We start from the raw sequence: 24,792 nt of genomic DNA on the forward strand, positions 1-24,792 counted from the left end.
CACCCCGCCCGCGCGGCGCGCTTCGTCGTCCGACGACCTGTCCCTCCCCCGACTCCTCCTCCTCAGCGTCTGGGGCGTGGTGCTGGATGCGGTGAGCCGGCTGGGAGATTTGCTCGTGCTCGCGTGGCGTCCCCGGCTGGTGCCCGCGTACCTGCGGCTGTGGCTGCGCGAGGTGCGCGTCTCGCCCTACCGCCCGCGTCGCTCCTTCGAGTTGATCCGCGTCCTGCGCGCCAGCGGCCAGGATGTCCACGAGCTGATGTACGGCGAGACGCCGGTGCACACCGCGCTGTCGCTCTTCCGGAAGGCCGGCGTGACGAAGGGCTCCCTGCTGGTGGACCTGGGCGCGGGACGCGGGAGGACCCTGCTCGCCGCGCGCTGGCTGGGCGCGGAGGCGCTGGGCATCGAGCTGCTCGAAGAACACGTCGTGCTCGCCTCGGAAGCCCTGGCCAGGACGGGCGCGGTGCTGCGCCAGGGGGACGCCACCCGGGAGGACGGAGCGCTGACTGACGCCACCCACGTCCTGGTCAACTGGACAGCCCTCTCCCCGGAAACCCGGGCCCGGCTCATCGCTCGCCTGCGCGCCTGCCGCCCCGGCACCCGCATCCTCACCGTCACCCGCCCCGTGGAAGCCCCCGGCTTCACCGTCCTCTCCCGCCATCGCGCCCTCTTCACCTGGGGCGTCGAGTCCGTCTGGATTCACGAAGTCCAAGGAGCTGGCACTCCCGAGCCCGGGCCAGAAGCCCCGTTTTGAGATGCAAACACTCCCGCCCCCCGCGCGAGCGCATCCGACTCAACGGTGACTTCCGCTCGTGACGGCTCCATGCCTAGGCTCGCCGGCTCGATGCCGGTGGGACGGGCGCGGTCCCCCGACTTGCTCCCGCCGGATACGAATCAGGTCCCCAGGTCCCCGGGGCGCACAGGAGCAGACTCACATGAAGGCATGGATGGCCGTGGCGATGCTGGCGGTGGTTCCCCTCGTCGGATGTGGCGGCTCGCGCGAGCTGAACCGCGCGAAGGCGGAGGCGAACGTGCTGCGCAAGGACACGGAGACGCTGCGCGCGGAGAACGAGGCCCTCAAGACGAAGGTCGGCGAGTTGGAGGGCGACCTGGCCAACGTGTCCAAGGAGCGCGACGAGCTGAAGGTCGCCGCCGAGCAGGCCGCCGCGGCCGCCGAAGCCGCCGCCGTCCCCGCGTCCGGCAAGAAGCGCAAGAAGTAGCGCGTGACGCCGATGACCGGGACGCGCACCACGGCGGTCCATGTGCACGAAGGCTGTGACGTGTACGTGGGCCGCGCCTTCCGCGCGTGGGTGAAGCCGAGCCCCACCAACCCCGTGCCCGGTCGCTTCGGCAACCCCTTCAAGCCCGGAGGCGTCGGCGCTCCGGGCGCCATGTGGAAGAAGTACTTCGTCCCCTGGCTTGGCGCGCTGCCGGAGGCCCAGCAGCGGGAAGTCCACGCGGAGGCCCTGCGGCGCATGGGCCCGGACGCGGACCCCTTCGAGTCCTACCGCTGGTATCTGGAGCTGCGCACCCGGCATGACGCCGCCTGGCGCGAGGATGTGCTCGCGCTGCGGGGCAAGCGACTGGGCTGCTGGTGCAAACCCGGCCCCTGTCATGCCGACGTGCTGGTGTCCTGGCTCGACGCGCGGCGCTGACGGTCAGAAGGTGGAGCGCAGCCACGCGCGCCAGCCCACGACGGTGCGCACCCGGGCCACCGCGTCGCGATGCGCCCTGCGCGCCACCGGATGCGTCTGGAAGCCCGGCATGCACTGCTCCGCCGTGCGCAGCGCTTCCCTCGCGGCCCGAGCACCCGACGTCCGCGCCGCGTGCACCGTCCTGGCGAGGCCCAGGACGAGCTTCAGCAGGCCGTCCTCCGGAGAGTGCTTCACCTCCAGCAGCGCAGTGCTGAGTGCATCACCGTCGTCCCGAAGCGCGGTGAGGAAGGCTCGCCACACCCGCAGGTCCCCGGCCAGGACGCTCTCTTTCTCTTCCGACAGCGTCAGCCCCAGGGACAGGGCCGCCTCGGCCTCCTCGCGGTGCCCCCGCGCGTAGCCGCACACGAGCACGTTCAACATCATCCAGGCGCGCAGCTCCCCGGTGGGCCGCTCCCGCCAGTCACGCAGCCAACGCCACGCCCGTGCCCGGCGCTGCTGCTTCATCAGCGCATAACCCATGGCGCCCCAGGTCCGCGCATGCGCGCGCAGCAGGCCCGGGTACAAGAAGAGGAACAGCGCCAGCAGGACGGTGCGCCCCAGCTCGCCCATCCGCTCCACGTACACGCCCAGGGCTTCGACACCCGCGGCACTCCCGGAAGCCAGCGCGCGCAGCCGGCCCCACGCCCGCCACGTCCATGTCCGCTCGGCGTGCTGGAGCGCCCAGGCGCGCGCCAACGTCTCCGACGCCTCGCCTCCCTTCGTCGCCAGCGCCGCGTCCACCGCGCGCTCCATCACCGAGCTCCAGCCTCGGGAGCGCATGGCCTCCACGCAGCGCTCCAGCGACCAGGTGCTGTTTCCCAGCGATGCCAACGTCAGCTCCACGTGCCGCCGGGCCGCCTGTGCGTCGTTCCGGGCGCAGGCCAGTTGCACGGCGCGCGCCTCCAAGAGCACCTCCGGCGCATGGCCGCGCGCCGCGTCCAGTGCCTGGGCCGCCTCGTCCAGCCGGCCCTTGCCCAGCAGCGCGTCGAAGAGGTGCGTCGCCGCGTAGGCGTAATCTGGCGCCAGCTCCAGCGCGCGCCTCCACCCGACGATGGCGCCCTCCACCTCTCCCGCCTCCGCGAGCACCTCCGCCCACTGCACGTGCGCCACGGGTGAATCAGGGCTCAACTTCACCAGGGCCTCACGGGCCCGCCGGAGGAGCACGTCGTCCCGGAGCGACTCCGCCCACTCGCCCAGCGTCTGCCAGCCCCAGCCGTAGAGGGGCTCCTCCTGGAGCAACGCCTCCATCGCCTTCACCGCGTCGCGCTGCGCGCCCTTCTCGAAGAGCACCCACGCGGCCCGGCCCCGCAGCGCCAGGGGGAGCGCGCCGCCGTAGGCCGCGGGAGCACAGGCCGCCAGCGCCTCGTCGAAGCGCCCCGCCTCCACCAGCGTCCGCGCCCGGGCGTCATGCGCGTCATCCATGCGAGGCGAGGACTCCAGCGCCCCATCCAGCAGCGCCAGCCGCTCCTCGCGCGAGGCTTCACCCTCCGCCTCCAGCAGCTCCGCGAGCGCCAGTCTCGCGAGTTCCTCCGGCATTGGCCGCGCGCAGATTTCCCGCGCGAAGGCCACCGCGTCCGCCTTGCGCTCCCGCTCCTCCGCCCACTCCTGCAACCGCGCCCAACCCCATCCGTAGGAGGGGTCCAACCGCAGCGCCTCGAAGAGCCGCTCCAGCGCCAGGTCGTGCTCCTCCGAGCGCCACAGCAGGTCCGCCAGGTAGCCCCGCGTCACGCCGTCGCGCGGATTCTCGCGGCCCACCCGCTCCAGCACCTCGCGCGCCCGCAGCGGCTCGCCCATGCGCTCCAGCAGCTCCGACAGCTCGCACGCGGGCCGCGTCCAGCCCGGCGAGTGCCGACACGCCGCCTCCAACGCCTCGCGCTCTCCGGCCGCGTCCTCGCGCGCCCGGTGCACCAGCGCGCGCTCCAGCCACACTGGAGACAGCAGCGAGAAGCGCGTGGTGGCCTGCTCCGCCACGCGTGCCGCGGTATCCAGCTCCCGCGCGCGGAGCAGGTGACGCAGCCGCGCCACCCACGCCTCCCAGCAGTCGGGGTGCCGCTGGAGCAGGGCCTCCAGACATGCGCCCTGCTCCTCCAGCGACAACTCGTCGCGCGACACCTGCTCGAAGGCCAGCACCGTGTCATCGAGCTGGGCCATGCCCTCCAGCGCGTCGCGCACGAAGGTCAGCGAGGCCCGCCGCTCCTCGGGCGTCGTCGCCAGTCCCATCAGCGCGCGCATCCCCAGCCGCGAGGGCTGGAGCCGCAGCGACTCGCGGTAGGCGACGTCCGCCTCCGCGTTGCGGCCACACGCCTCCAGAATCTGTCCCCGGCTGTAGTGCAGCCCCGGGTTGCGAGGCTCCAGCACCTCCGCGCGCGCCAGCTCCTCCAGCGCCTCCTCGCGACGGCCCTGCTCCGACAACAGGCCCGCGCGCTCACGCCGCGCCCACGCATCCTCCGGGTGCACGGCGAGGAAGGACTCCAGTGCGTCGAAGACCGCCGACGGCTCGTGCTCCCGCGTCCACATGACTCGCAGCTGCAACAGGCCCGCGTGCCTCGGATAGCGCTCGCACGTCGCATCCAGGTGCGCCTTCGCCTCCGGAGCACGGTCCAAATCCGTGAGCAACCGCACCCGCTCCCGATGCGCATCCGCGGGCAGCGGCTCCCGGGCGAGCACCTGCTCCCAGTGCGCGAGCGACTCCGCCAGCTCACCCCGCTGGGATGCCAGGGTCGCTGCGCCGCGCTGCCAGTCCACGTCCCGCACCCGGCCCTCGGCTGAACGCAGGTGGCGCGACGCCGCCTCCGCGTCACCGACTCGCGCGGACAGCTCCGCGGCGAAGAGGGACAACTCCCCATCCTCGGGCCGCAGCGCGCACGCCTGCTCCAGCACGGCGTGCGCGTCCTCGGGCCGGCTCAGCGACTCCAGCGCGCGACACAGCGTGCGCGCGGGCCCCCCGTTGAGCGCCCCGAAGCGCTCGAAGCGGTCCTTCACGAAGGCCAACGCGCGCGCCGTCTCGCCGCGCGCCTGGGCCGCCTCGAAGTAGCTCCAGGCATGGCCCTCGCTCAGCTTCTCCAGGCACGCCGCCGCGCGGTACAGGCGCAGCGCCTCATCGCGGCGAAGCTGCGAGTCCCGCAACCGCGCCAGCGAGCGATACGCGGGCGCGAAGGTGGGGTGCACGCGCAGGGTGCGCGCCAGCAGTCGCTCCGCCTCGGCCTCCTCGCGCGCGTCCGTCATCAACTCGGCCGCCAGCGCGTGCCACAGCAGCGGATGCGCCTTCTTGTCCCGGGCACGCTCGCGCAGCACGGGGAGCAGCTCGTCGCGGCGCCCCAGCTCGTTCAGGCAACCCAGCCACGACATCAGGTAGTTGACGTTGTCGGGGTACGCCTCGCACAGCCCGCTCAGCGCCGCCAGCGCGTCCGGAGTGCTGTCGTCGTAGGTCGCGAGCGCGCGCGTCGCCTGCCACGTCAGCCGGTGGCCGGGCGCGTCGCGCTCCATCGACTCCAGCGCGCCCTTCGCCGCCACCCGGTCATTGGCCACCAGCGCCGCGTCCACCCGGTGGAGCGCGTCGTACAGCGAGGCCTCGGGCAGCTCCACCGCGTCCAGCCGCGCGGCCTGCGCCATGGGCACCAGCGCCATGCCGCGCGGGCCACAGGAGGCGAAGTGCGCCAGCGCCTTCTCCGTGTCGAACTCGACGAGGTGGCGCGTGGACGGGTCCCTCACCAGCAGCGTGCCCCGGCGCTCATCGTAGCCCACCACCGCCTGCAAGTGGCTGCTGCCCGGCTCCTGCGTGGTGAGCGTGAAGGCGATGCCCTGGTCCAACAGCGCGCGGGCGCTGTCCCAGGTGACGCGGAACTCGCGCACGTGCCACCCCGTGGTCGCCGCCCAGTGCCGCTCCTGGTACGCGGGCGTCCCGTCGTAGCAGATGGACTCCGCCACCTGCAGGTGCTCCACCGGCACGTCCCACAGCGCCGCCACCGAGGCCAGCGTCGCGGGCGCGCACGTCTTGTGGTGCTGCCGCACGAAGCGCACGGGCAACAACCGCTTACGGCCCTCCGCGTTCGCCTCCATCCGCGCCGCCACCTGCTGGTGGAAGGGCGAGCCGCTCAACTGGGACAGCTCGATGGCCCGCGCCACGTCTCCGCGCAGGTACATCGTGTCGGAGCACATCGCCATCAGCAGGCCGAAGTTCTTCGACTCCAGCCTCGGCGCCAGCAGCAGCGTCCGCTCCCAGCTCGCCCACGCGTCGTCATACAGGCCCAGCTCTTCTTGAAGCCGCGCGAGCTGTCCCGACACCGCCGAGCACTCCAGTCGCACCGACGCGGTGGACAGCAACTCCAGCGCCTCCGCGTCCTGTCCCAGGTGCGTGAGCAGGCTCGCCGCCGTGTGCACGGCCGGGCGATAGAAGGGGTGAAGAGCGAGCGCGTGCTTCGCCGAGTCGAGCGCCTCTTCGCGCCGGTCCTGCTCCTCCAGCAGCGACGCGCGGACCACGTGCACCCAGGGATGCTCGGGAACCAGGGTGAGCGCTTCGTTCATCCAGCGCTCCGCGTCCTCGAAGTCGCGCAGCACGACGAGCGCCTCGGCGCGCGCGAGCAGCAGGTCCGAGCGCTGCTCCAGCGACGCGGCCTCCAGGTCCACCGGGCCCTCGAGGAAGTCCAGCACGGCCAGCGGACCCCTGCGGCGCTGGAGCAGCTCCGAGAAGTAGTACCGGGCCTCCGCGTCACGAGGTGACTCACGGAAGGCCCGCGTCCACTGGAGCCAGGCCGCGCGCGAGGCGCCGAGCTGATGCAACAGGCGCCCCGCCAGCACCCGCGCCCGGGCCCCGGTCCACCGCTCCAGGGGCACGCCCGCTTCGGTCAACCGGTACGCCTGGAGGTAGAGGCCCTGGTCGTAGAGGCTCCGCACCTGGGCGTACAGCTCGGGCGTCACGCATCCGACGGGTTGATTCGAGAGGAGCAACGGGGCTGGGGAGAGCACGGAGGACGGTGTCGGATCAGGGCGCATCGGCGGTTGAGGACGCCACGAGGAGGACCGCCTGACAGCGACCGCTCAGCCCTCCCGACGCACTCGACATCCTAGCCCCGTCCGGCGTGTCGGCGGGCCTGCGCCGACATGTCGAAAACCGTGTCGGAGGCCTCATCCTTTGGGAATTCCCTGGGAGAGCAGCCTCGAAGTGCCCGGCACGCGCGCTGCACTGAGGGAGGGCACAGGGGGCAAGCAGCCTCACGGCGCCTTCCGCACCGTGACGACGCCCTCTTCATCCAGGAGCAAGTCATGCCCGAAGTGACCATCGACAAGCCGGCCCAGCCCAAGGCGTCTCCCGATTCGACGGAGAGCCTCGCCGCCACCCTCGTCAATCAGACGCAGGGCGACCTCGTGCTCGTGAACTCGAACACCAACGAGCAGTGGTCCATCCCGCCCCCGAACATCATCTCCGCCGGTCAGTCCGGGCAGTTCCGCAGCCCTGGCGACTTCAGCAATCCCGCCGCTGGCAACGTCACGTACAAGGCGAGCGCGGTGAACAACGCGACCTTCACGCTCACCTGGACCATTCCCTCCGTGGGCGCCAATCACATCAACTGGCAGACGAGCCCGGGGCTGAGCGCGCAGGAGAGCGGCTCGATGAGCGGCTGGAACATCTCCGCCTCCTGGTTCATCAGCGGCTGAGCACTCCGTGTGCGTGGGGGATTGATGGCGGCCCTGCCAGACTGGCATGAGACCCAGGCTCATCATGTCCCCCACGCTCGCCGATGTGTCCACCGCCGCCGTGCCGGAGCGTGGCGGTGGCCCACAGGGGCTTCGCCTCGCGCCGGCCCTCACCGTCATCTCCCATCCGGTGCCCCGGCGCGTCGGCGAGCGACTGCGCCTCGACGCGCTCACCACGGGCCGCGAGGTGTCCCTGTCTCGCAACGGGCCGGACTTCACGCGCCCCGGCTTCGCGTTGGGACAGCCGCTGAATGACCCGTTCATCAGCCGCAAGCCGCTGGTGCTCTCTCCCGGTGGGAGGCCCGGGAGCGTACGGCTGACGAGCCCCGACGGGGGCACGCGGGTGGCGCTCGCGGGCTCGGTGCTGGAAGGGACGTGGGAGCTGTCCGAGGAGGAGCTGACCACGGGCGTCCCGCTGGAGTTGGGCGGGCGCGTGGTGCTGCTGCTGCACCTCATGGAGCCGGGCGATGAGGCGCCCGCGCCGGATGCGCTCGGCATGGTGGGCGAGAGCACGGGCGTGCGCCGCCTGCGCCGACACATCGAGCGCGTGGCGGACCTGGACGTGCCGGTGCTCATCCGGGGCGAGACGGGCACGGGCAAGGAGCACGTGGCCCAGGCCATCCATCAGCGGAGTCGTCGACGCGAGGGCCGCTTCCTCAGCGTCAACCTGGGCGCCATTCCCAAGGAACTGGCCGCCGCCGAGTTGTTCGGGACGCAGAAGGGCGCATACACGGGAGCGACGCAGAGCCGCGATGGCTTCTTCCGCGCCGCGCACGGAGGCACGCTCTTCCTGGACGAAGTGGGCGAGGCGCCGCCCGAGGTGCAGGTGCTGCTGCTGCGCGTGCTGGAGACGGGCGAGCTGTTCCCCGTCGGAGGCACCACGCCCATCGCAGTGGACGTGCGCCTGCTCGCCGCGACGGACGCGGACCTGGACGCGCGCATTCGCGACGGGAGATTCAAGGCCCCGCTGCTGCATCGGCTCGCGGGCTATGACCTCCACGTGCCCCCGCTGCGGGAGCGGCGCGAGGACCTGGGGCGCCTCTTCTTCCACTTCGCCCGCGAGGAGCTGACGACACTGGGCGAGGCGCACCGGCTGGACAACGACGACGCGTACGCGGAGCCGTGGTTGCCCGCGCCGCTCGCGACGCGACTGGTGCGCTTCCCGTGGCCTGGGAACATCCGCCAGCTTCGCAACCTCGCCAGGCAGCTCGTCATCGGCAGCCGGGGACAGCCGAGTCTCCAGGCGGAGCCGCGACTGGAGCAGGAGCTGGAGCTCGCCGCCGGAGTCGCGCCCGGTGCCGCAATCCCACCCTCCAGCGACGGGCCGCACGCTGTCGAGCCCCCTGCCCCGCGCCGCAAGGCATCCCAGGTGACGGAGCAGGAGCTGCTGGGCGCGCTGCGTGAGCATGCGTGGGACTTGAAGGCCACCGCCGAGGCGCTGGGGATTCCCCGGCCATCGCTCTACGACCTCATCGACAAGAGCCCGAACCTGCGCACCGCGGGGGACTTGAGCGCGGAGGAAATCACCCGCGCCTTCGAGGCACACGCGGGGGACCTGGATGCGATGGCGCGAGGACTCGAGGTCTCTCGCAGGGCCCTGGGCCGGCGCTTGAAGGAGCTGGGCCTGACGCCTCGCGCGGAGTGATTCGCGTCCCTGCTCCAAGGCGCGCCGTGCGCGCGTGGCACGGTGCGTGCTGCGGAGACGGCGACACTGTTTCGATGGAAGGGTGTGAACGTGAGGAACGGAAGCCAGGTGGTGGTGGGGATGTTGCTCGTCGCGGGTTGGGTGGCGTGTGCGACGCGGACGCGTGAGCCGGTGAGCGCGACGGAAGCGGGGCAAGCGTCCATGGCGCTCGACGCGCCGGGCATTCAAGCCAAGAGCAAGAACGGCTGCGCGGTCGACGCGTGTCCGGCGGATGGAGGAACGAACTGCCTGGACATCGCCGTCACGGCCACCTCCGCGGGCAAGGGTTTCAACCCCAAGCCGGGCAAGGGTGGCTGGAAGATGTGCTCGGGACAGGGCCTGGTGCTCAGCTCGCTGATGGACAAGGGCCTCTGTGTCGACCTGCGCGACGTCAGCACGAGTGGTGATGGTGGCGTCGTCATGCGGACGAGCCTCTCCAGCGAGGGCAACTGGGAGGGCACCTCGCTCCCTCCTGGCAAGTATTGCTTGAGCCTCTGCGACAGCGAGACCAACGACTGTTCCCAGGGGTGCAAGAAGTCGGACTGTGCCGTGCAAGATGAGCAGACCATCCGAGGCAACATCGACGTCGTCACCAAGGTGCCCGAGCCCCACGGCGCGCACTGAGTCAACGAGCCAGATGGGAGTTGTCGTCGAGCGCCCGAGCCAGTTCTTCGAGCGCCTCACGACGCATCTCCGGACTCGTCTCGGCACGGCCAGAGGGTTCTGCCTGCGCCAGACTCAATCGCGCGCGCAGGGCCCGTGCACGCGGCCAGCCGGGTCTCTGCACCAGCGCCGCGTCCGCGAGCACCACGCCTTTCTCCAACACCGCCCCACCTTCTTGGCCAAGCCACTGCCCACTCTCCAGACAGAAGTGGCCGAAGGCGACGCGGTGCTCGGGCTGAGCGGGCTCCAGCTCGATGGCCTTGCTGAACGCCTTCTCCGCTTCCACGAAGTCCTCCGCTCGCGCCTGTCCTCGTCGCGCCCTCGACAGCGCCTCGGTGGCCAGGGCCTCTCCCAGCACGCGCCACGCCTGTGCCTGCTTCGGGTTCAGTTCCAGCGCGCGGCGCAGGGCCTTCGTCGCCTCGCCCAACCCCGGGCCCGGTGGGTGCCCCTGCCCCAGCCTCCACGCCGCCTCCACCTGGAGCGCGGTGCCCAGGTTCATCCAGGGCTGAGGCAGGTCTGGCACCCGCGCCAGGGCATCCTTCAGCGCGATGCGCGCCGCGCTCACCTCGGCCTCGGGTGACTCCCCTTCCCACACACGAGTCGTCGCGCGCCAGGCTTGGACCTCGCCCACGTTGTTCTGTCCGTAGCCCTGGGCCGGTGCCAATGCGATGGCGGCGTCGAACGCCTGGAGCGCCTCGCGCAGCAGCGGCTCCACGTCACCGCCTCGCTCCCAGCGCAGCTTCGCCTGCTCGAACCACACCGTGCCCAGGCCGTTGTGCAGGGGCGGCAGCTTCGGATTGATGGCCACGCCCTTGCGATAGGCCTCCAGCGCCCGCTCCAACGCCGGCGCCGCGTCCTTCCCCGAGTCCCGGAGCCTCGCGGCCCGCGCGAGCTGCACCTCCCCCAGGTAGAACCACGGCACCACGTGGTCGGGATTGATGGATGAAGCGCGCTCCAGCGAGGACGCGGCCCTGTCCAAATCGTCCGCTGCATTCACGACGAGCGGATGTGAGGACCGCGCCAGATACTCGGTGCCCAGGTTGATCCACGCCTCGGCACGGCGTGCATCCAGCGCGACGGCCCGTTCATGAGAGGCGATGGCCCGCTCCCGGTAGGGCAGCGAGTCTCCTCCGGCACCCTCCTCGTGGTCCGCCCACACGCGGAACACCTGCCCCAGGTCCGCGTGGAAGTCGTAGTCGCGGGCCTCGGGAGCAATCCGTTCGAAGGCGGCGGTGGCCTCGCGCAGCGACTCGCGAGGGTCCAACCCCTTCTCCTGTCGGAAGCGCGCTCGCTGCCAGTGGGCCAGGGCCAGCTCATGCAGCACGCGCGGCCCGGCCGGCGCCAGCTCCACCGCGCGCCGGGCCGACGTCAGCGCCTTGTCCAACAGCGGCTCCACCTCGCCACCGTGTCGAGCATGGTGCTCGGCGAGCCGGCGATGAAAGCCCGCCTCCAGCTCATGCGCCTCCGCGTCATCGGGCGCGAGCACGAGCGCCCGGGACACCGCCTCCACGCCCTTCGCGTAGTGCGCCGCCACATCCCCCTGGCCATACAGCGCCACGAGGAGCGCCCACCCCTCCAGGTGCGCCAGCGCGCGATGAACGGAGGGCACGCTGCGGCCGATGTCCGCCGCGCGCGCGTAGGCCCGTCGCCCCTCCTCGAAGTCCGCGAGCGCGCCCTCCCGATTCCCCGTGTTCCATCGGCTCACCCCTCGCATGAGCAGGATGTCTCCGCGCAGCAGCGGCGCCTCATGGAACCAGGGCAGTCGCGTGCCCAGTGCATCCAGCTTCGCCAGCGCCTCGTCCGACTTGTTCTCGAAGAAGGCGAGCAGCGCCGCGACGTACTCGGGTGCGGGGACCTCCGCGCCCTCGCTGCGACGCAGGAACTCACGGGCCGGAGTGCCGAAGCGCGAGTCGGCCTCACGCGAGCGGGCCTCGCGAGTCCCCGCGTCCCGCACCCGCTCCGCCTCCAGTCGCGCCCGCTGGTACAGATGCCCCAGCACCAGCGCCAGCGAGTACGCCACGCGAGGCTCCGTGGCCCCCGCCTTCCACGCGGCCTCCAGGTGCACTCGCGCCTGGTCATCCTCACCGAGCGCGAGGAAGCCGCGCCCCAGCGCATAGTGTCCCGGCCCTTGAGCCAGAGGGCCCGCGTCCCGCATCGCCGCCTCCAGCTCGTGCATCCGCGCGCGCAGCGCCTGTCGGTCAGGACGCGTGTCATGCGCGGGCGACGTGCCCGAATAGCGGGCCTGGGCCTCGATGCGCTCCACCTGCTCCGTGAAGCGGCGGGCCAGGGCCTCGCGCTCGAAGACTTCGCGACGGGCGAGCACGCCCTGCCCCACCGCGAGCGTCACCACGAACACCGCCCCCGTGCCCACCACCACGGAGCGCCGGTGTCTGCGCAGCCACTTGCGCGCGCGGTAGCCCGGCCCCGTGCGAGCCAGCACGGGCGCGCCCTCGAGGAAACGGCCCAGGTCCTCCGCCAGCTCCCGCGCCGAGCCGTAGCGCGCCGAGCGCTCCTTCTCCAGGCACTTGAGGGTGATGGCCTCCAGGTCCACGGGGATGTCGCGGTCCAGGGCGCGAGGAGGACGGGGCTCCACCGTGGCGATGCGTCCGAGCACCTCCAGTCCGTTCTCCCCGGGGATGGGAGGCATGCCCGTCAGCAGCGCGTAGAGCGTGGCTCCCAGGCTGTACACATCCGCGCGCCGGTCCAACCGGGCCACCTCGCCCCGGGCCTGCTCGGGCGACATGTAGTGCGGCGTGCCGAGCACCGTCCCCGTCGCGGTGGCCCCTTCCTTCCAGTCGCGCGCGAGCCCGAAGTCCATCACGTACGGTGTCAGCGTTCCGTCGGGCGACTGCTCCACCAATATATTGGAGGGTTTGATGTCCCGATGGATGAGGCCCGCGCGGTGCGCCGCGTGGACGCCCTCGGCCGCTTCGCGCAGCACACGGGCCTTCTGTTCGAATGACAGCGTCTCCACGAGGGCATTCAGGGGCTGCCCTTTCACGTACCGCATGGCGATGTAGACGCGGCCCTGGACCTCGCCCACTTCGTACACTTCACAGACGCTCGGGTGCGAGACACGCGCCTGGGCCCGAGCCTCCGAGACGAAGCGACGGACCAGCTCGGGCTCGTCGCCGCGCACGAACTTCAGCGCGACGTGGCGACGCAGGCCCGGGTCCCACGCCAGGAACACGCGTCCCATGCCGCCCTGCCCCAGGAAGCGCACGGGCGTGTAGCGCTCCCAACCCGGCAGGGGAAAGGCCGGCGCGTCCGGACCGGCCGTCACGGGAGCCACCTCGGGCTCCCCCGTCGTGGGCCGCCCTCCCGTCGGAGGCCCCGCCGGGTCGACCTGAGTCCGCGTCAACCGGAGGGCCGACGCATAGGTGTCCTCGGAGATACGACCCCGCTCCCTGAGCAGGTCCAAGGGACGGCGCCCCTCGCGCGCGGCCTCCAGGCGCAAGGCATCTGCTTCATCCCGGGAGATCAGCCCCTCCGCGAGCGCATGGCGCAGCTCGGCATCCTCTTGCTCGCTCACGGCACCTCCGTTCAGCGGCGCGAGCGTACCGGAGCCCCTTCCCTCCGTCGAAGCTGGCGCCCCCTGACAGGTCGGAGGGCACCACGGATGGACATCTCACTCCCCGTCACACCGGCATGTCCTTCCACGGCCGGATGGCCAACGGGGCCCGGAACGTCTCGATGATGGCGTGCATCTCCCACGGCGTTCGCGTGTCCTTCAGCGCCTCCAGGTGCGTGAAGCTCAGGTTCGCCAGCGTCACCGTCTTCCCCAGCTCACGGAGCCGGAAGTACAGCGGCAGCCCGCTGAACACGTCGAAGCCACCCCCGCCGCCCGCGATGAGGATGTGACGAGCCGACGCGAGCCGCTCCAACAGGGGCGAAGTGAACAGGTCCATGCGAGCCGTCCTTTCCCGAGCCATCACGAACGCCGTGCCTGCGGCGCCATCCTGGCCGCTCCGGTATATAGCGCCGCCATGTCCACCCTCATCCTCAGCGCGAAAGAGTTGCGCGGCCTCTACACCGTCGAGCTCGGCCTGGACGCCGTCGAGCGGGCCTTCCGAGCCCACGGCCGTGGCGAGTCGCTCATGCCTCCCAAGGTGTACCTCTCCCTGCCGCAGTACGACGGCGACTTCCGGGCCATGCCCGCGTTCCTCGACGGCGCCGCGGGCGTGAAGTGGGTCAACGCCCATCCCCAGAACCCCAAGAAGCACGGCCTGCCCACCGTCCGCGCCCTCTACATCCTCAGCGACCCGGACACCGCGTCCCCGCTCGCCATCCTCGACGGCACGCTGCTCACCGCCTGGCGCACCGGCGCCGCGGGCGGCGTCGCGTCCAAGTTCCTCGCGAAGCCCAAGCCCAAGACGCTCGGCCTCGTCGGCTGTGGCGTGCAGGCCCGCGTCCTCATCGACGCGCACCGCGCCATCTTCGGAGAGCTGGAGCTGCTCCTGGCCGATGTCTCCGAGGCCTCCGCCAAGGCCCTCCAGGCCGAGAAGGGTGGCCGCGTCGTCAGCCTCCAGGAGGCCTCCGGCGCGGACATCGTCTGCACCTCCACGCCCTCGCGCACCCCCGTGGTGAAGCGCGAGTGGCTCAAGCCCGGCGCGCACATCAACGCCATGGGCGCGGACGCTCCCGGCAAGCAGGAGCTGGACGCGCGCATCCTCACCGAGGGCCGCGTCTTCATCGACGACACCGACCAGGCCCTCCACTCCGGCGAGGTCAACGTCCCCCTCCACGATGGCCTGCTGAGCGCCGAGCAGATTGCCGGCACCCTGGGAGAGGTCATCGCCGGCAAGAAGCCCGGCCGCACCGGAGACGAAGTCACCGTCTTCGACTCCACCGGCCTCGCGCTCCAGGACGTCGCCCTCGCCCGCGCCCTCTACGACGTCGCGCGCACCCGAGGCGTCGGCCAGACGCTCGACATCGTCGGCGGCTGAAGCGACACGCGGCATACGAGCGTTGACCAGGCCGCCTGCAACGCGGGTGCGTGACGCCCCGAACCCCGCGTGACGAGGAAGTCGGACCTCCAGGTCCTTCCAGACCGCATGAGGATGCGCCGCTCTCTCAAGGAGGGCCGGGGTCACTCAAAACCCCGTTATCACTGAGACTGTCCGATTTTCATCTACTGGACAGTTTCAGCATTCGTGGAGTATTTCACGAATACGCGCTGCCTGTGGGGGGGCCACTCACTCTTTGGACACGCCCGTTCGGACCGGAAACCTGGGAGGGATTCCGGCTCTGATAGCGGCACGCCACGTCCCAGAGCCCCGAAAGGTGTCGCGCAAGGCGCCAATCGACTGGCGCCAGCCATCCACCTTCTTCGGAGCTCCATGTCTTCCCTTGCTACCTCGTCGCGGCGTCCCGCGCGGCGGCCGGCCCTCATCGGCCTGCTGACGCTCGTCGTCGCCTTCTTGTCCGCGCCCGCGTCGGCGCAGACGCAGACCAACACCCAGGCCACCCAGCGCGCCATCAACTTCCTGAGCGCGGACGTGTCCAACTGGGTCACCGCCAACGGCTGCGCGGCCTGTCACCGCGTGGGCGCCACGACTTTCGGCATCGCCGCGGCGCGCGCCAACGGCTACGACATGAACGCCGTCGCCTCCAACGGGCGGACCAACCAGTTCAACCTGGAGTTCCTCGGCCAGCGCATCAAGAACGAGCAGCTCGCCAACGGCTCGTGGATTCACGAGGGCGTCTCGTTCCGCAACGAGAAGACGTCGTACTCCACGTTCGGCCTGGCCGGGTATGACCAGAACGTCTCCACGCAGTACAGCGCGACGCTGGTGGCCGCGGCCAACTGGGCGCTCTCCACGCAGGAGGCCAGCGGCCGGTGGGCGTCGGACCACGCCAGCTTCCCGGTGGACCACGGCAGCCTGCCCACCACCGCGCGCATCATGACGGGCATCGCCCAGGCGAAGCAGCGCGTGGACCCGGCGCGGGCCGCGCAGTACCAGGCCGCGCTGGACCGCTCGGCCGCGTACATCCGGGCCAACCTGGACAACGGCGACACGTCCGCCACCGGCAACGGCATGCCGTACACCTTCCAGGTCGCCTGGGCCGTGGTGGGCCTGAAGGCCGCGGGCCCCGGCCCCGGCAACGCGAACCTCACCGCCATCGACACCCTGGCCAACCGGCTGCTCACCCGCGCCTCGCCCGGCAACCCGGGCTGGGGCGACTTGCCCAACGGCGCCGCCAACGACGTGGCCACCGGCAGCGCCATCTACGCGCTGTGCCTCGCCGGCCGCGAGCCCGCCACGGACCCGCGCGTGCGCAGCAGCATCGAGTGGCTGAAGACGCGCCAGTCCCCCGACGGCAGTTGGCGCACCGGCTCCGCGACGTTCGACATCCCCACCACCTTCGCGTCGCTGGGCCTGTCCTGCTACGGCGACTTCAGCGTGCACGTCACCGTGGTGGGCGAGGCCCGCAAGGAGCTGGCCATCGCGTCCCCGCAGGGACAGCAGGTCACCTTCACCTTCAACGTGAAGAACCACGGCTACCAGGCGGACACCTATACGCTGAGCACCACGGGCGGCCTGCCCGGCTGGGCGTCCTCCCCCAACCCCATCAGCCTCTTCCTCCCCGCGGGTGGCGACAGCACCGTCACCGTCACCGTCACCGCGCCGCCGGGGCTGATTCCCGCGCTCACGTCTGAGTTCACCCTGGTCGCCGCGTCCGGTGGCGCGCCGGGCGTGTCCGGCGCCGCGCGCGTCAACGCGTACACTCCACCGCTGCCGCCCGTCACGGGCCTGGCCACCGTCACCACCATCCAGGCGCCGGCCGTCAACGCGCACATCACCATCGGCACGGGCAACGTGTTGTCCGCGCGCGTGCGTGACGTGAACAACGTGCCCGTCGTCGGCCCCACCAACCAGGGCGTCGTCACCTTCTACGTCGCGGGCGTGCCGGTGGGCGCGGACGCGGACCTGGATGGAGACGGCCTCTTCACCTTCAACTGGGTGCCGCCCACGGACACGTGGACGGTGACGGGCTCGCAGGACTTCCGCGCGGTGTACTCGGGCGTGGAGCGGACGGCGCCGCAGGTCAACCTGCTGGGCAGCACCGACGCGCGCACCGTCATCATCGACGCGTTCCCTCATGACACGCCGTCGGTCACCATCGGCAACCCGCCAGCCTACACGCGCGAGACGACGCTGGACATCTGGGGCTATGCCACGCCGCGCGCGCCCGGCGCCGTCATCACCTACGCGGCCTTCACCATCAATGGCTCCACCGTCATCCCCCTGACGCCCGGCAACGGTGGCCTCATCTACACCACCATCACCCTGACGGAAGGCCCCAACATCATCCAGCTCACCGCGCGCGACAGCTTCGGTGGCGTCACCACCAAGCAGGTCAACCTCACGGTGGACCGCGTGCCGCCCATCCTCACCATCCAGTCGCCCGTCAGCGGCGCGGCGCTCAGCGGCCTCAACGTCACGGTGACGTCGTCGGTGCAGGACCAGACGCCGGTGCGCGTGGAGACGCAGTGGGTGGCCACGTCGCTGTTGGAGTTCGGCAACGGCACGGTGGAGCACACGGTGCCCATGAACTACGGCGACCAGGTCATCCTGGTCCGCGCCACGGACAGCGCCTTCAACGTGACGGAGAAGCTGGTGTTCATCTGGGTGGACCCGGGCTCGCCCGTGGTGAGCACCAACCCGGCGGACAACCAGCTCTTCGGCCCGCTGACGAACAACCAGCTCACGTACACCGTCAACGTGCAGTCGCTGTCCGCGACGACGGTGCGCATCAACGGCGGCGCGCCCGTCGCGGTGAACCGCGGAGGCGGCGCGGTGCAGACGACGCTGACGCTCAACCCGGGCGTCAACAACCTCTCCATCGTCACCACGAGCGAGACGGGGATGACCACCACCACCACGCGTCGGGTGAACTACGACACGCAGGCGCCCGTCGCCACGCTGCTCGCGCCCACCGTGGGCAGCACCGCCAGCGGCACCATCACCCTGCGCGCCCGCATCACCGACAACTTCGGCCCGGTGTCCAACATCGGCTTCAGCCGCGACATGTCCGGAATCCGCCAGGGCACGCTCCAGCCCGACGGCAACTGGACGGCGCAGCTCGATACGACGGAGCTGCTCGACGGCGCGCACACCATCGACGTGTGGATGAGCGACGGCGTGGGTAACTCCACCGTCCAGCGCTTCAACTTCTTCGTCGACAACTGATGTTCCCCCCGCGCTCGGGGTGGCCTCGAAACACGGAGGTCATCCCGGGCGCACGGGCGTCCGCGGTGCGGGTCGAGAGAATCCGAGCGCCTCTGGAGACAAGGGGACACGCGGCTGGCCGCGGGTGATGGGCAGGCGAGCACGTGGGCGCGGAGCCCTGACGCCTGGGTGCGCAGGTTGGACGCGTGGGCCCTCCGCGCGACACCCCGCCAGACACCGAGGTCGGCCCTCCCGGCGTGAGCGTCACGCGTCGGTTCCACCACTCCGTCGGCGATTTCCTGCGCGACCTCACCCGGGTGGAGAAGCGCTTCTGGGTGCTGGTGGTGACGGTGGGGCTCATCGCGGGGCTCGGCGCGGTGGGGCTGCTCAAGGTGCTGCGCTTCACCCAGGAGCTCTTCTGGCGGAGCGCGTCGGAGGACTTCCTGTCCGGAGTCGCGGCGGCGCCCACGTGGCGGCGCCTGCTCATCCCCGTGCTGGGCGGCGCGCTGGTGACGTTGCTGTCGCTCGTCGTCGGTCAGCCGCTGCGGGGCCACGGCACCGCCGGCATCATCGAGTCCATCTGGGTGCGCTCGGGACGGCTGCCCCTGCCGCGCGCGCTGTTGCGCGGGTTCGTCTCCATCCTCGCCGTCGCCCTGGGCGCGCCCCTGGGCCGTGAGGGCGCGTTGCTGTCCACGGGCGCGGCGAGCGGCTCTGCGCTCGCCCGGTGGCTCCGGCTGGGTCCGGGACAGGCGCGCCTGCTGGTGGCCTGTGGGGCCTCGGCCGGCATGGCGTCCGCGTACAACGTGCCCATCGGCGCGGCCCTCTTCGGGCTGGAGGTGCTGCTGGGCAGCTTCGCGCTGGAGCTGTTCGGCCCCATCGTCGTCTCCTGCGTGGTGGCCACGCTCGTCTCGCGCCTGCTCATCGCGGACCATCCCAGCTACGTCATCCCCGACTATGCGCTCCTGCACCCGCGCGAGCTGCTCCTGGCGGTGGTGCTGGGCGCGGTGCTCGGCGTCGCCTCCGCGCTCTACGTGCGCGGCGTCAATGTGATGTCGGACTTGCTGGACCGCGCCGCGTCGTGGCTCGCGCCGTTCCTGCCGCTGCTGGCGATGACGCTCGTGGGCCTCGTCGCGGTGGGGCTGCCCCAGTTGCTGGGCAACGGCTACGACGCGGTGAACTCGGCGCTGCTGGGGCGGATGCCCCTGGCGCTGCTGCTCGTGCTGCCCCTGGCGAAGCTCGCGCTGACCTCGCTGTGCGCGGGCGCGGGGGTGCCGGGCGGACTCTTCACGCCGTCGCTGTTCTACGGCGCGCTGCTGGGCGGCGCCTTCGGAGTGATTGCCGAGCGGCTGCTCCCCGGCAGCGCACCCAGTGGGGCGTATGCGTTGCTGGGCATGGGGGCGGTGCTGGCGGGGACGACGCATGCGTCGGTGTCCGCGGTGCTGCTCATCTTCGAGCTGACCGGGGACTATCCGCTGGTGTTGCCGCTGATGCTCAGCGCCGTGGTGTCCGCCACCGTCAGCCGGCGCCTGGAGCCCGAGTCGCTCTACACCTCCGTGCTCAACCGCCGCAACGTGCGCATGCCGGCCACCATCCCCCATTGGCTGCGACAGGAGGGAGCGCGGGCGTTGCTGAAGCCGGTGAGCCAGCGCGTCTCACCGTCGGCGCCGTTCCAGGAAATCGTCGCGTTGCTGCTGGAGGCCCCCTCGGGGGAGGACCTCTACGTCACGGATGAAGAGGGCCGTTACCGGGGCATGCTCGTGCTGGATGCGCTCAAGGGGCATGTGCCGGACCACTCGCTGCTCCAGGCGACCATCGCCGAGGACATCATGGACACGCAGGTGCAGCCCATCACCCCCGACCTGTCGCTGGGAGAGGTGGCCTCCCGGTTCACGCTGACGGCGCTCGAGCGGCTGCCCGTGGTGGACGGTGGCCGACGGCTGCTCGGAACCATCTCCAAGAGGGACGTGTTGAGCCAGGGAACGTTCTGAAGTTCGAGGGCCCGCACACGTGAACGAGCGAAAGGGACTGCGAGGACCGGCGCGCGCGTGGAGCATCGTCGTGATGTCGTTGCTGTGCGCGGTGCTCGGCGCCGTGTTGCTGCGCCAGCCCGTGCCTCCCGTGCCTCGGGGCACACCGCGCGTCGAGGCGCCCACCGAGGAGGAGCGCCCGCTGACTCCCGAGGAGCGCCGCTCCATGTACCGCGCATGGCCCATGTTCGAGGGCTGGCCGCTGCCCCAGCTTCCGGCCGGCGACCTGGAGCCGGAGGAGCCTCCGCGGTCCGCTCCACGTGAGGGCGAGCCACCTCCTCGGACGACCGCTCCCGAAACACGCGAAGGACACGAGGCACCCGCTCGGAAGACCCAGGAGTGACGGAGTCCCTCGCCACCCGTGAGTCGAAGCGGAGGCCACTCCGCCTCCGCGCGAGGAAGCAGCGGCTCGCCTGCCCTCCGAGCCCGGCACCGAGCCCAAGGCCCCTGGGCTCGTTCCAAGATGACTGTCATTCGGGATTCCACGGACTCGATGACACGACTCGTGGATTCCTCTCCCCGGCCCCCGCGCTGCCATCGCTTCCTGCTTTCGGCACCGCGTCATTCGCGCTCTGAGCGCGGCAACACTTCACGTTCTGCCCTCGCGTGGGGAGGGGTGATGGCGACTCGCCTCGCTTTGTTTGTGATTGAGCGCATCCGCGCGATGATTCGGACCAGGCGCCAAGGCACCTGGGCGTGAACCACGCGCGGTCCGGCCCATGGGTACACAACTTGATGTCCGTCCGCGTGCTGTCGCCTCGCATTGCCTCACCCGCCTCGCTGGGCCTCGTGCTCACGCTGTTGTGGCTGTCCGTCCCGTCGGCGCGCGCGGCCACCAACGCGGAAGTCGCGCAGAAGGCGCTCGACTTCGTCAGCGCGGACGCGGTGACGTGGTCCGGCATCTTCGGCTGCACCGCATGTCACCGGCATGGCGCGGCGCTCTACGGACTGGCCCACGCGAGCGCCTCCGGCTTCGACCTGGACGCCGTCACGCGCAACGGCCGCACCAACCGCGAGAACATGGAGACCATGGCGCGGGAAATCCAGGAGCAGCAGGAGCCTGACGGTTCCTGGATTCACGAGCGCATCCACTACCGCAACGCGCGCTCCAGCTACGCGGCCTTCGGGCTCGCGGGCTACGACGCGAAGGTGGGCACGCGCTACTCGGACGCCCTGGTGCGCGCGGCCGACTGGGCGGTGAGCACGCAGGAGCTGAGCGGCCGCTGGGTGGAGGACTTCCCCTTCGAGCCCGTGGGCGCCTCCAACATGGGCATCACCGCGCGGCTGATGACGGCGGTGGCCCAGGCTCGCGAGCGCGTGGACCCGGCCAAGGCCGCCCAGTACCAGCAGTCGCTGGAGCGCGCCGCCGCGTACCTCCGCGCGCACCTGGACGACATGACCGACGGGCCGCTGGAGGACAGCCAGCGCTACACGTTCCAGGTGGCCTGGACCGCCGTGGGCATGAAGGCCGCAGGCCCCGGGGCACAGGGCGAGAACACCGCCGCGCTCGAAGCGCTGGCCTCGCGCCTGCTCGCGACGCGGGCGCAAGGAGACTCGCCGGGCTGGGGCAACCTGGACGGCGCGCCCGCGGACGAGACGTCCACCAGCCTGGCGCTCTACGCCCTGTGCGTCGCGGGCCGCAAGCCGGGCTCGGACGGGCGGATGACGCAGGCGCTCGAGTGGCTCAAGTCGCGGCAGACAGCGGACGGAAGCTGGGGCGTGGGCACGCGCTACCCGGACATCCCGACGACGTTCAGCGCGCTCGCGCTCTCGTGCTTCGGGGACTTCAGCGTCACCGTCGCCGTGGACGGCACCCCGCGCAGACCGTTGGAGCAGGACCTGCCACGAGCCCAGAGCGCCCAGTACACGCTCACCGTGCGCAACCACGGCTACAAGGCGGACTCATACACGCTCGAAACCCAGGGCGGGCTGACGGGGTGGACCGCGACGTTGGACCGCACCACGCTGGAGCTCGGTCCCGACGCGGAGACCTCCGTCACGCTCACCGTATCCGCGCCTCCGGGGCTCGCTCCGTCGCTCTCGTCGAGCGTCATGGTGGTGGCCATCTCGGACAGCACGCAAGGCGTGAAGGGCTCCGCGCTCGTCACCACGTACACGAATCCGCCGCCCCCCACCGAGGGCCTGCCCACCGTCACCACCGTGGTGGCACCAGAGGACGGCCAGCTCACGGTGGCGCTGGACAACGTGCTCTCCGCGCGCGTGACGGGTGAGGACGGCTGGGTGGCGCGAGGCCCGGGCCTGGGCGTGGTGACGTTCATGGTGGCGGGCGTCACCGTGGGCACCGACAACGACGCGAACGGGGACGGCGTGTACTCGGTGGTGTGGCGGCCGCGTGGGACGTGGGGCGTGTTGGGGCCGTCGGATATCCGTGCGGTGTACTCGGGAGTAACGCTCCAGCCGGTGCGGGACAACCGCCTGGGCAGCTCCTCCTCGCGCGCGGTGGAGATTCTTCCATCGCCCTACCCTCCGCCCCTGGTGACGCTGTGCGGACTGCCTGACTTCACGAGCGACGCCACGCTGGAGGTGTGTGGCTACGTGACGGCCCTGGCCCCCGGCGCCACGCTCGAATCCGTGGCCTTCATCATCCACGGCGAGCGCTACCCGGTGGAGCCGGACTTCAGTGGAGGCTTCGTGGAGACGCGGCTTCCGCTGCGCGACGGCGCGAATGTCATCCGGCTGGTGGCCACCGACACCTTCGGCGCGCAGGCGAGCCAGGAGGTCACGGTGATGGTGGACGCCACCGCGCCGGAAATCACGGTGCTCTCGCCCGGGGAGGACTCGATGCTCGCGGACGGACAGGTGGAGCTCCGCTTGCTCGTGCGCGACTGGTCACCGGTGCGCGTGGAGACGAACTGGATTCACGGCACCGACCTGCCCGCGGGCGGTGGCGTGGTGACGCACACGGTGGGGCTGGAGCCTGGAGCGAACGAGCTGCTCATCATCGCGACGGACGCGGTGGGCCACGTGACGGAGCGCATCGTCCGCGTCTGGGTGGACACGCAGGCGCCGTGGGTGGCCACGGGGCTTCCGGACGGGTGGCTCGTGGGGACCCAGCCCGGGGACGTCCTGGCCTATGACATCGGCGTGTACGCGGAGTCGGCGACACAGGTGGAGGTGACGCCCGGAGGAGGCACGTACCCGGTGCCGCGCGGCGGTGGCGGAGTGCAGGCGCTGCTGCCCCTGGTGCCGGGCGACAACGTCTTCACCGTGACGGTGACGGGCGAGTCGGGGCTGAGCACGACGCTCACTCGCACGGTGCGCTACGACAACGCGCCTCCGGTGGTGGCGGAGCTGCTGATTCCCCGAGCGGATGGGACATACAGCGGCGTGGTGATGTTGACTGCGCGCGTGACGGACGACGTCAGCGGTGTGAGGAGCGTGGCCTTCACTCGGGACGGCTCGGGCATTCGCGGCGCGGAGCTGAACGAGGAGGGCCTGTGGACCGCGGAGCTGGACACGCGCGAGCTGGTGGACGGCGAGCACACCGTGGAGGTCTGGCTGGAGGACGAGGCGGGGAACTTCAGCCTCCTGACGTTCCCCTTCTCCACGGACAACACGCCGTAGCGCGTGGCTAGGGACGGGTCCGGGACAGCCTGCGCATCAGCGCCGCGTGCGCGGGGTGCTCGGACACCAGCGACTCCGGGGTCGGCATCTCCCAGTCGGAGAAGTCGAAGCCCGGGGCCACCGTGCAGCCCACCAGCGAGTACGCGCCCCGAGACTCCGCCGCCTGCAGCACGCCCGCGGGGACGACGAACTGGGGTTGCTCGCCCTTCGTCACGTCGCGCCCCAGCACCACGGTCTCCAGCCGTCCGTCGGCGCCCACCAGGTACAGGGCGAGCGGCGCGCCCTCGTAGGAGTGCCACACCTCGTCGGACGTGACGCGGTGCCACGCGGCGAAGGTGTCCCGGGTCAGCAGGTAGTAGATGGCCGTGCTCGCGGAGCGAGTGCCCCGAGGGGTCTCCACCTTCAGCGCCGCGCGGTACATCTCCTTGTAGAAACCACCCTCGGGGTGCGGCAGGAGGCCCAGCCCGCGAATCAGCTCGTCGACCATGGGCGGGAGTCTACGCGCCGTCAGCGGGGCAGCGGGGTGGCGACGTAGTCCGTCCCGTTGGCCGCGTGGCATCCATGACAGGTGTCATGTCCCCGGCCGTAGTAGTTGTCGTCGTAGTCCGGCCCGAAGCCCTCGTAGAACACCCACGTGTTCTTGCCCGAGCCCTCGGACACCTTCACGTCGAGCGCGTACCCTCGCACCGTCCTCCCGTCCGACTCGAACAGCTCCTTCACGGTGATGCTGCCCACCGGGTGCGTGGCGTTCCCCGCCATCATCGACTCGGCCAGCGGTGCGTTGAAGAACACGCGGACCTTGTCCCCGTGGGAGTTCACGGATTTGCGCGGCGCGGGCTCCGCGAGCCACTCCAGGTAGCGCCCCGCGCGCACGAAGGCGGTGATGCCCGCCTCCGACGTGTCGAGTTCCCCCACCATGCCCAGCCCTTCGTCCACCGAGGAGGAGGGGCCACAGGCGGCCAGCAGCAGGAGCACGGCGCACGGCGGGAAACGCATTCTCACGGAGGGGACCTCGCGACGTGACGGCGGGCCATGAGCCCACGGAAGGGGTGTCGTCCCCGCTACGTCGGCGCGTGGCCCGTGGTTACAGCCCGGAGGGGCATGGATTCCAGGAGGGTCCTCCGACCTCCAAACGCGGCCCCCTACCTGTTCCATCTTCCAACGTGGGGCCACCCTGTTAGGTTGTGACCCAGGAGGTCGTCACCCATTGCTCCAACCCAACCCCCGGGTCCCGTCGATGATTGCCCCCTTCTTCTCCCGTCCCGCATCCCCAC

The 24,792-nt window shown here is 71.1% G+C and carries 16 protein-coding genes; 11 read left to right on the forward strand and 5 right to left on the reverse strand.

Annotation, left to right across the window (positions count from 1 at the left end):
- The first annotated feature begins 37 nt into the window (after positions 1–37).
- The 3 genes from HUW62_RS30860 (at position 38) to HUW62_RS30870 (ending at position 1,652) form a co-directional block, all read left to right on the forward strand.
- On the forward strand, positions 38–751 hold the full coding sequence (locus tag HUW62_RS30860) for a class I SAM-dependent methyltransferase (protein ID WP_176436435.1): 714 nt from the start codon (positions 38–40) through the stop codon (positions 749–751).
- 181 nt (positions 752–932) lie between these two features.
- On the forward strand, positions 933–1,217 hold the full coding sequence (locus HUW62_RS30865) for a hypothetical protein (RefSeq protein WP_163868599.1): 285 nt from the start codon (positions 933–935) through the stop codon (positions 1,215–1,217).
- Positions 1,218–1,229: 12 nt separating this feature from the next.
- Positions 1,230–1,652 (forward strand): DUF4326 domain-containing protein, encoded by a 423-nt coding sequence (locus HUW62_RS30870; protein ID WP_176436436.1) that lies wholly within the window; start codon positions 1,230–1,232, stop codon positions 1,650–1,652.
- A 3-nt stretch (positions 1,653–1,655) separates the two neighbouring features.
- Here the strand turns inward: HUW62_RS30870 and HUW62_RS49700 are convergent, their stop codons facing one another.
- Complete coding sequence (locus HUW62_RS49700; protein WP_176436426.1) at positions 1,656–6,608, reverse strand: C39 family peptidase; 4,953 nt, start codon at positions 6,606–6,608, stop codon at positions 1,656–1,658.
- Positions 6,609–6,953: 345 nt separating this feature from the next.
- Here HUW62_RS49700 and HUW62_RS30880 point away from each other — a divergent pair, with 345 nt between their 5' ends.
- From HUW62_RS30880 to HUW62_RS30890, 3 genes are all read left to right on the forward strand, one after another.
- Entirely contained in the window at positions 6,954–7,346 is a 393-nt protein-coding gene (locus HUW62_RS30880; protein ID WP_176436427.1) for a hypothetical protein, read from the forward strand.
- A gap of 64 nt (positions 7,347–7,410) precedes the next feature.
- Positions 7,411–9,030 (forward strand): sigma 54-interacting transcriptional regulator, encoded by a 1,620-nt coding sequence (locus HUW62_RS30885; protein ID WP_176436428.1) that lies wholly within the window; start codon positions 7,411–7,413, stop codon positions 9,028–9,030.
- 90 nt (positions 9,031–9,120) lie between these two features.
- Positions 9,121–9,693, forward strand: a complete 573-nt coding sequence (locus tag HUW62_RS30890) for a hypothetical protein (protein WP_176436429.1) — start codon at positions 9,121–9,123, stop codon at positions 9,691–9,693.
- A gap of 1 nt (position 9,694) precedes the next feature.
- Here HUW62_RS30890 and HUW62_RS30895 read toward each other — a convergent pair whose 3' ends face one another.
- Positions 9,695–13,264: a serine/threonine-protein kinase gene (locus HUW62_RS30895; protein WP_176436430.1), complete on the reverse strand. Its 3,570-nt coding sequence runs from the start codon at positions 13,262–13,264 to the stop codon at positions 9,695–9,697.
- 106 nt (positions 13,265–13,370) lie between these two features.
- Positions 13,371–13,640: a hypothetical protein gene (locus HUW62_RS30900; protein WP_176436431.1), complete on the reverse strand. Its 270-nt coding sequence runs from the start codon at positions 13,638–13,640 to the stop codon at positions 13,371–13,373.
- A gap of 78 nt (positions 13,641–13,718) precedes the next feature.
- Between HUW62_RS30900 and HUW62_RS30905 the strand changes: the two genes are divergently transcribed.
- From HUW62_RS30905 to HUW62_RS30925, 5 genes are all read left to right on the forward strand, one after another.
- Positions 13,719–14,678, forward strand: coding sequence for an ornithine cyclodeaminase family protein (locus tag HUW62_RS30905; protein ID WP_176436432.1), 960 nt, complete (start codon positions 13,719–13,721; stop codon positions 14,676–14,678).
- A 393-nt stretch (positions 14,679–15,071) separates the two neighbouring features.
- The gene (locus HUW62_RS30910) at positions 15,072–17,927 is read left to right on the forward strand and encodes an Ig-like domain-containing protein (RefSeq protein WP_176436433.1); all 2,856 of its coding nucleotides are present in this window, start codon (positions 15,072–15,074) and stop codon (positions 17,925–17,927) included.
- Between the two features lie 236 nt (positions 17,928–18,163).
- Entirely contained in the window at positions 18,164–19,894 is a 1,731-nt protein-coding gene (locus HUW62_RS30915) for a chloride channel protein (protein WP_163868608.1), read from the forward strand.
- Positions 19,895–19,913: 19 nt separating this feature from the next.
- Complete coding sequence (locus HUW62_RS30920; protein WP_217911644.1) at positions 19,914–20,276, forward strand: hypothetical protein; 363 nt, start codon at positions 19,914–19,916, stop codon at positions 20,274–20,276.
- Positions 20,277–20,668: 392 nt separating this feature from the next.
- Positions 20,669–23,518: an Ig-like domain-containing protein gene (locus HUW62_RS30925; protein ID WP_176436434.1), complete on the forward strand. Its 2,850-nt coding sequence runs from the start codon at positions 20,669–20,671 to the stop codon at positions 23,516–23,518.
- Positions 23,519–23,525: 7 nt separating this feature from the next.
- Here HUW62_RS30925 and HUW62_RS30930 read toward each other — a convergent pair whose 3' ends face one another.
- Complete coding sequence (locus HUW62_RS30930; RefSeq protein ID WP_163868610.1) at positions 23,526–24,005, reverse strand: cupin domain-containing protein; 480 nt, start codon at positions 24,003–24,005, stop codon at positions 23,526–23,528.
- A 20-nt stretch (positions 24,006–24,025) separates the two neighbouring features.
- Complete coding sequence (locus HUW62_RS30935; protein WP_163868611.1) at positions 24,026–24,520, reverse strand: cytochrome P460 family protein; 495 nt, start codon at positions 24,518–24,520, stop codon at positions 24,026–24,028.
- Positions 24,521–24,792 lie beyond the last annotated feature (272 nt).

It is taken from the genome of Myxococcus sp. AM011 (assembly GCF_013372595.1).
Taxonomy (GTDB): domain Bacteria; phylum Myxococcota; class Myxococcia; order Myxococcales; family Myxococcaceae; genus Myxococcus; species Myxococcus eversor.

Excerpts from the sequence above, each read along its gene's own strand:
- HUW62_RS30865 (WP_163868599.1), top strand. The coding sequence starts at position 933 with ATGAAGGCATGGATGGCCGTGGCGATGCTGGCGGTGGTTCCCCTCGTC.
- HUW62_RS30870 (WP_176436436.1), top strand. The coding sequence starts at position 1,230 with ATGACCGGGACGCGCACCACGGCGGTCCATGTGCACGAAGGCTGTGAC.
- HUW62_RS30880 (WP_176436427.1), top strand. The coding sequence starts at position 6,954 with ATGCCCGAAGTGACCATCGACAAGCCGGCCCAGCCCAAGGCGTCTCCC.
- HUW62_RS30885 (WP_176436428.1), top strand. The coding sequence starts at position 7,411 with ATGTCCCCCACGCTCGCCGATGTGTCCACCGCCGCCGTGCCGGAGCGT.
- HUW62_RS30900 (WP_176436431.1), bottom strand. The coding sequence starts at position 13,640 with ATGGACCTGTTCACTTCGCCCCTGTTGGAGCGGCTCGCGTCGGCTCGT.
- HUW62_RS30905 (WP_176436432.1), top strand. The coding sequence starts at position 13,719 with ATGTCCACCCTCATCCTCAGCGCGAAAGAGTTGCGCGGCCTCTACACC.
- HUW62_RS30910 (WP_176436433.1), top strand. The coding sequence starts at position 15,072 with ATGTCTTCCCTTGCTACCTCGTCGCGGCGTCCCGCGCGGCGGCCGGCC.
- HUW62_RS30925 (WP_176436434.1), top strand. The coding sequence starts at position 20,669 with ATGTCCGTCCGCGTGCTGTCGCCTCGCATTGCCTCACCCGCCTCGCTG.
- HUW62_RS30930 (WP_163868610.1), bottom strand. The coding sequence starts at position 24,005 with ATGGTCGACGAGCTGATTCGCGGGCTGGGCCTCCTGCCGCACCCCGAG.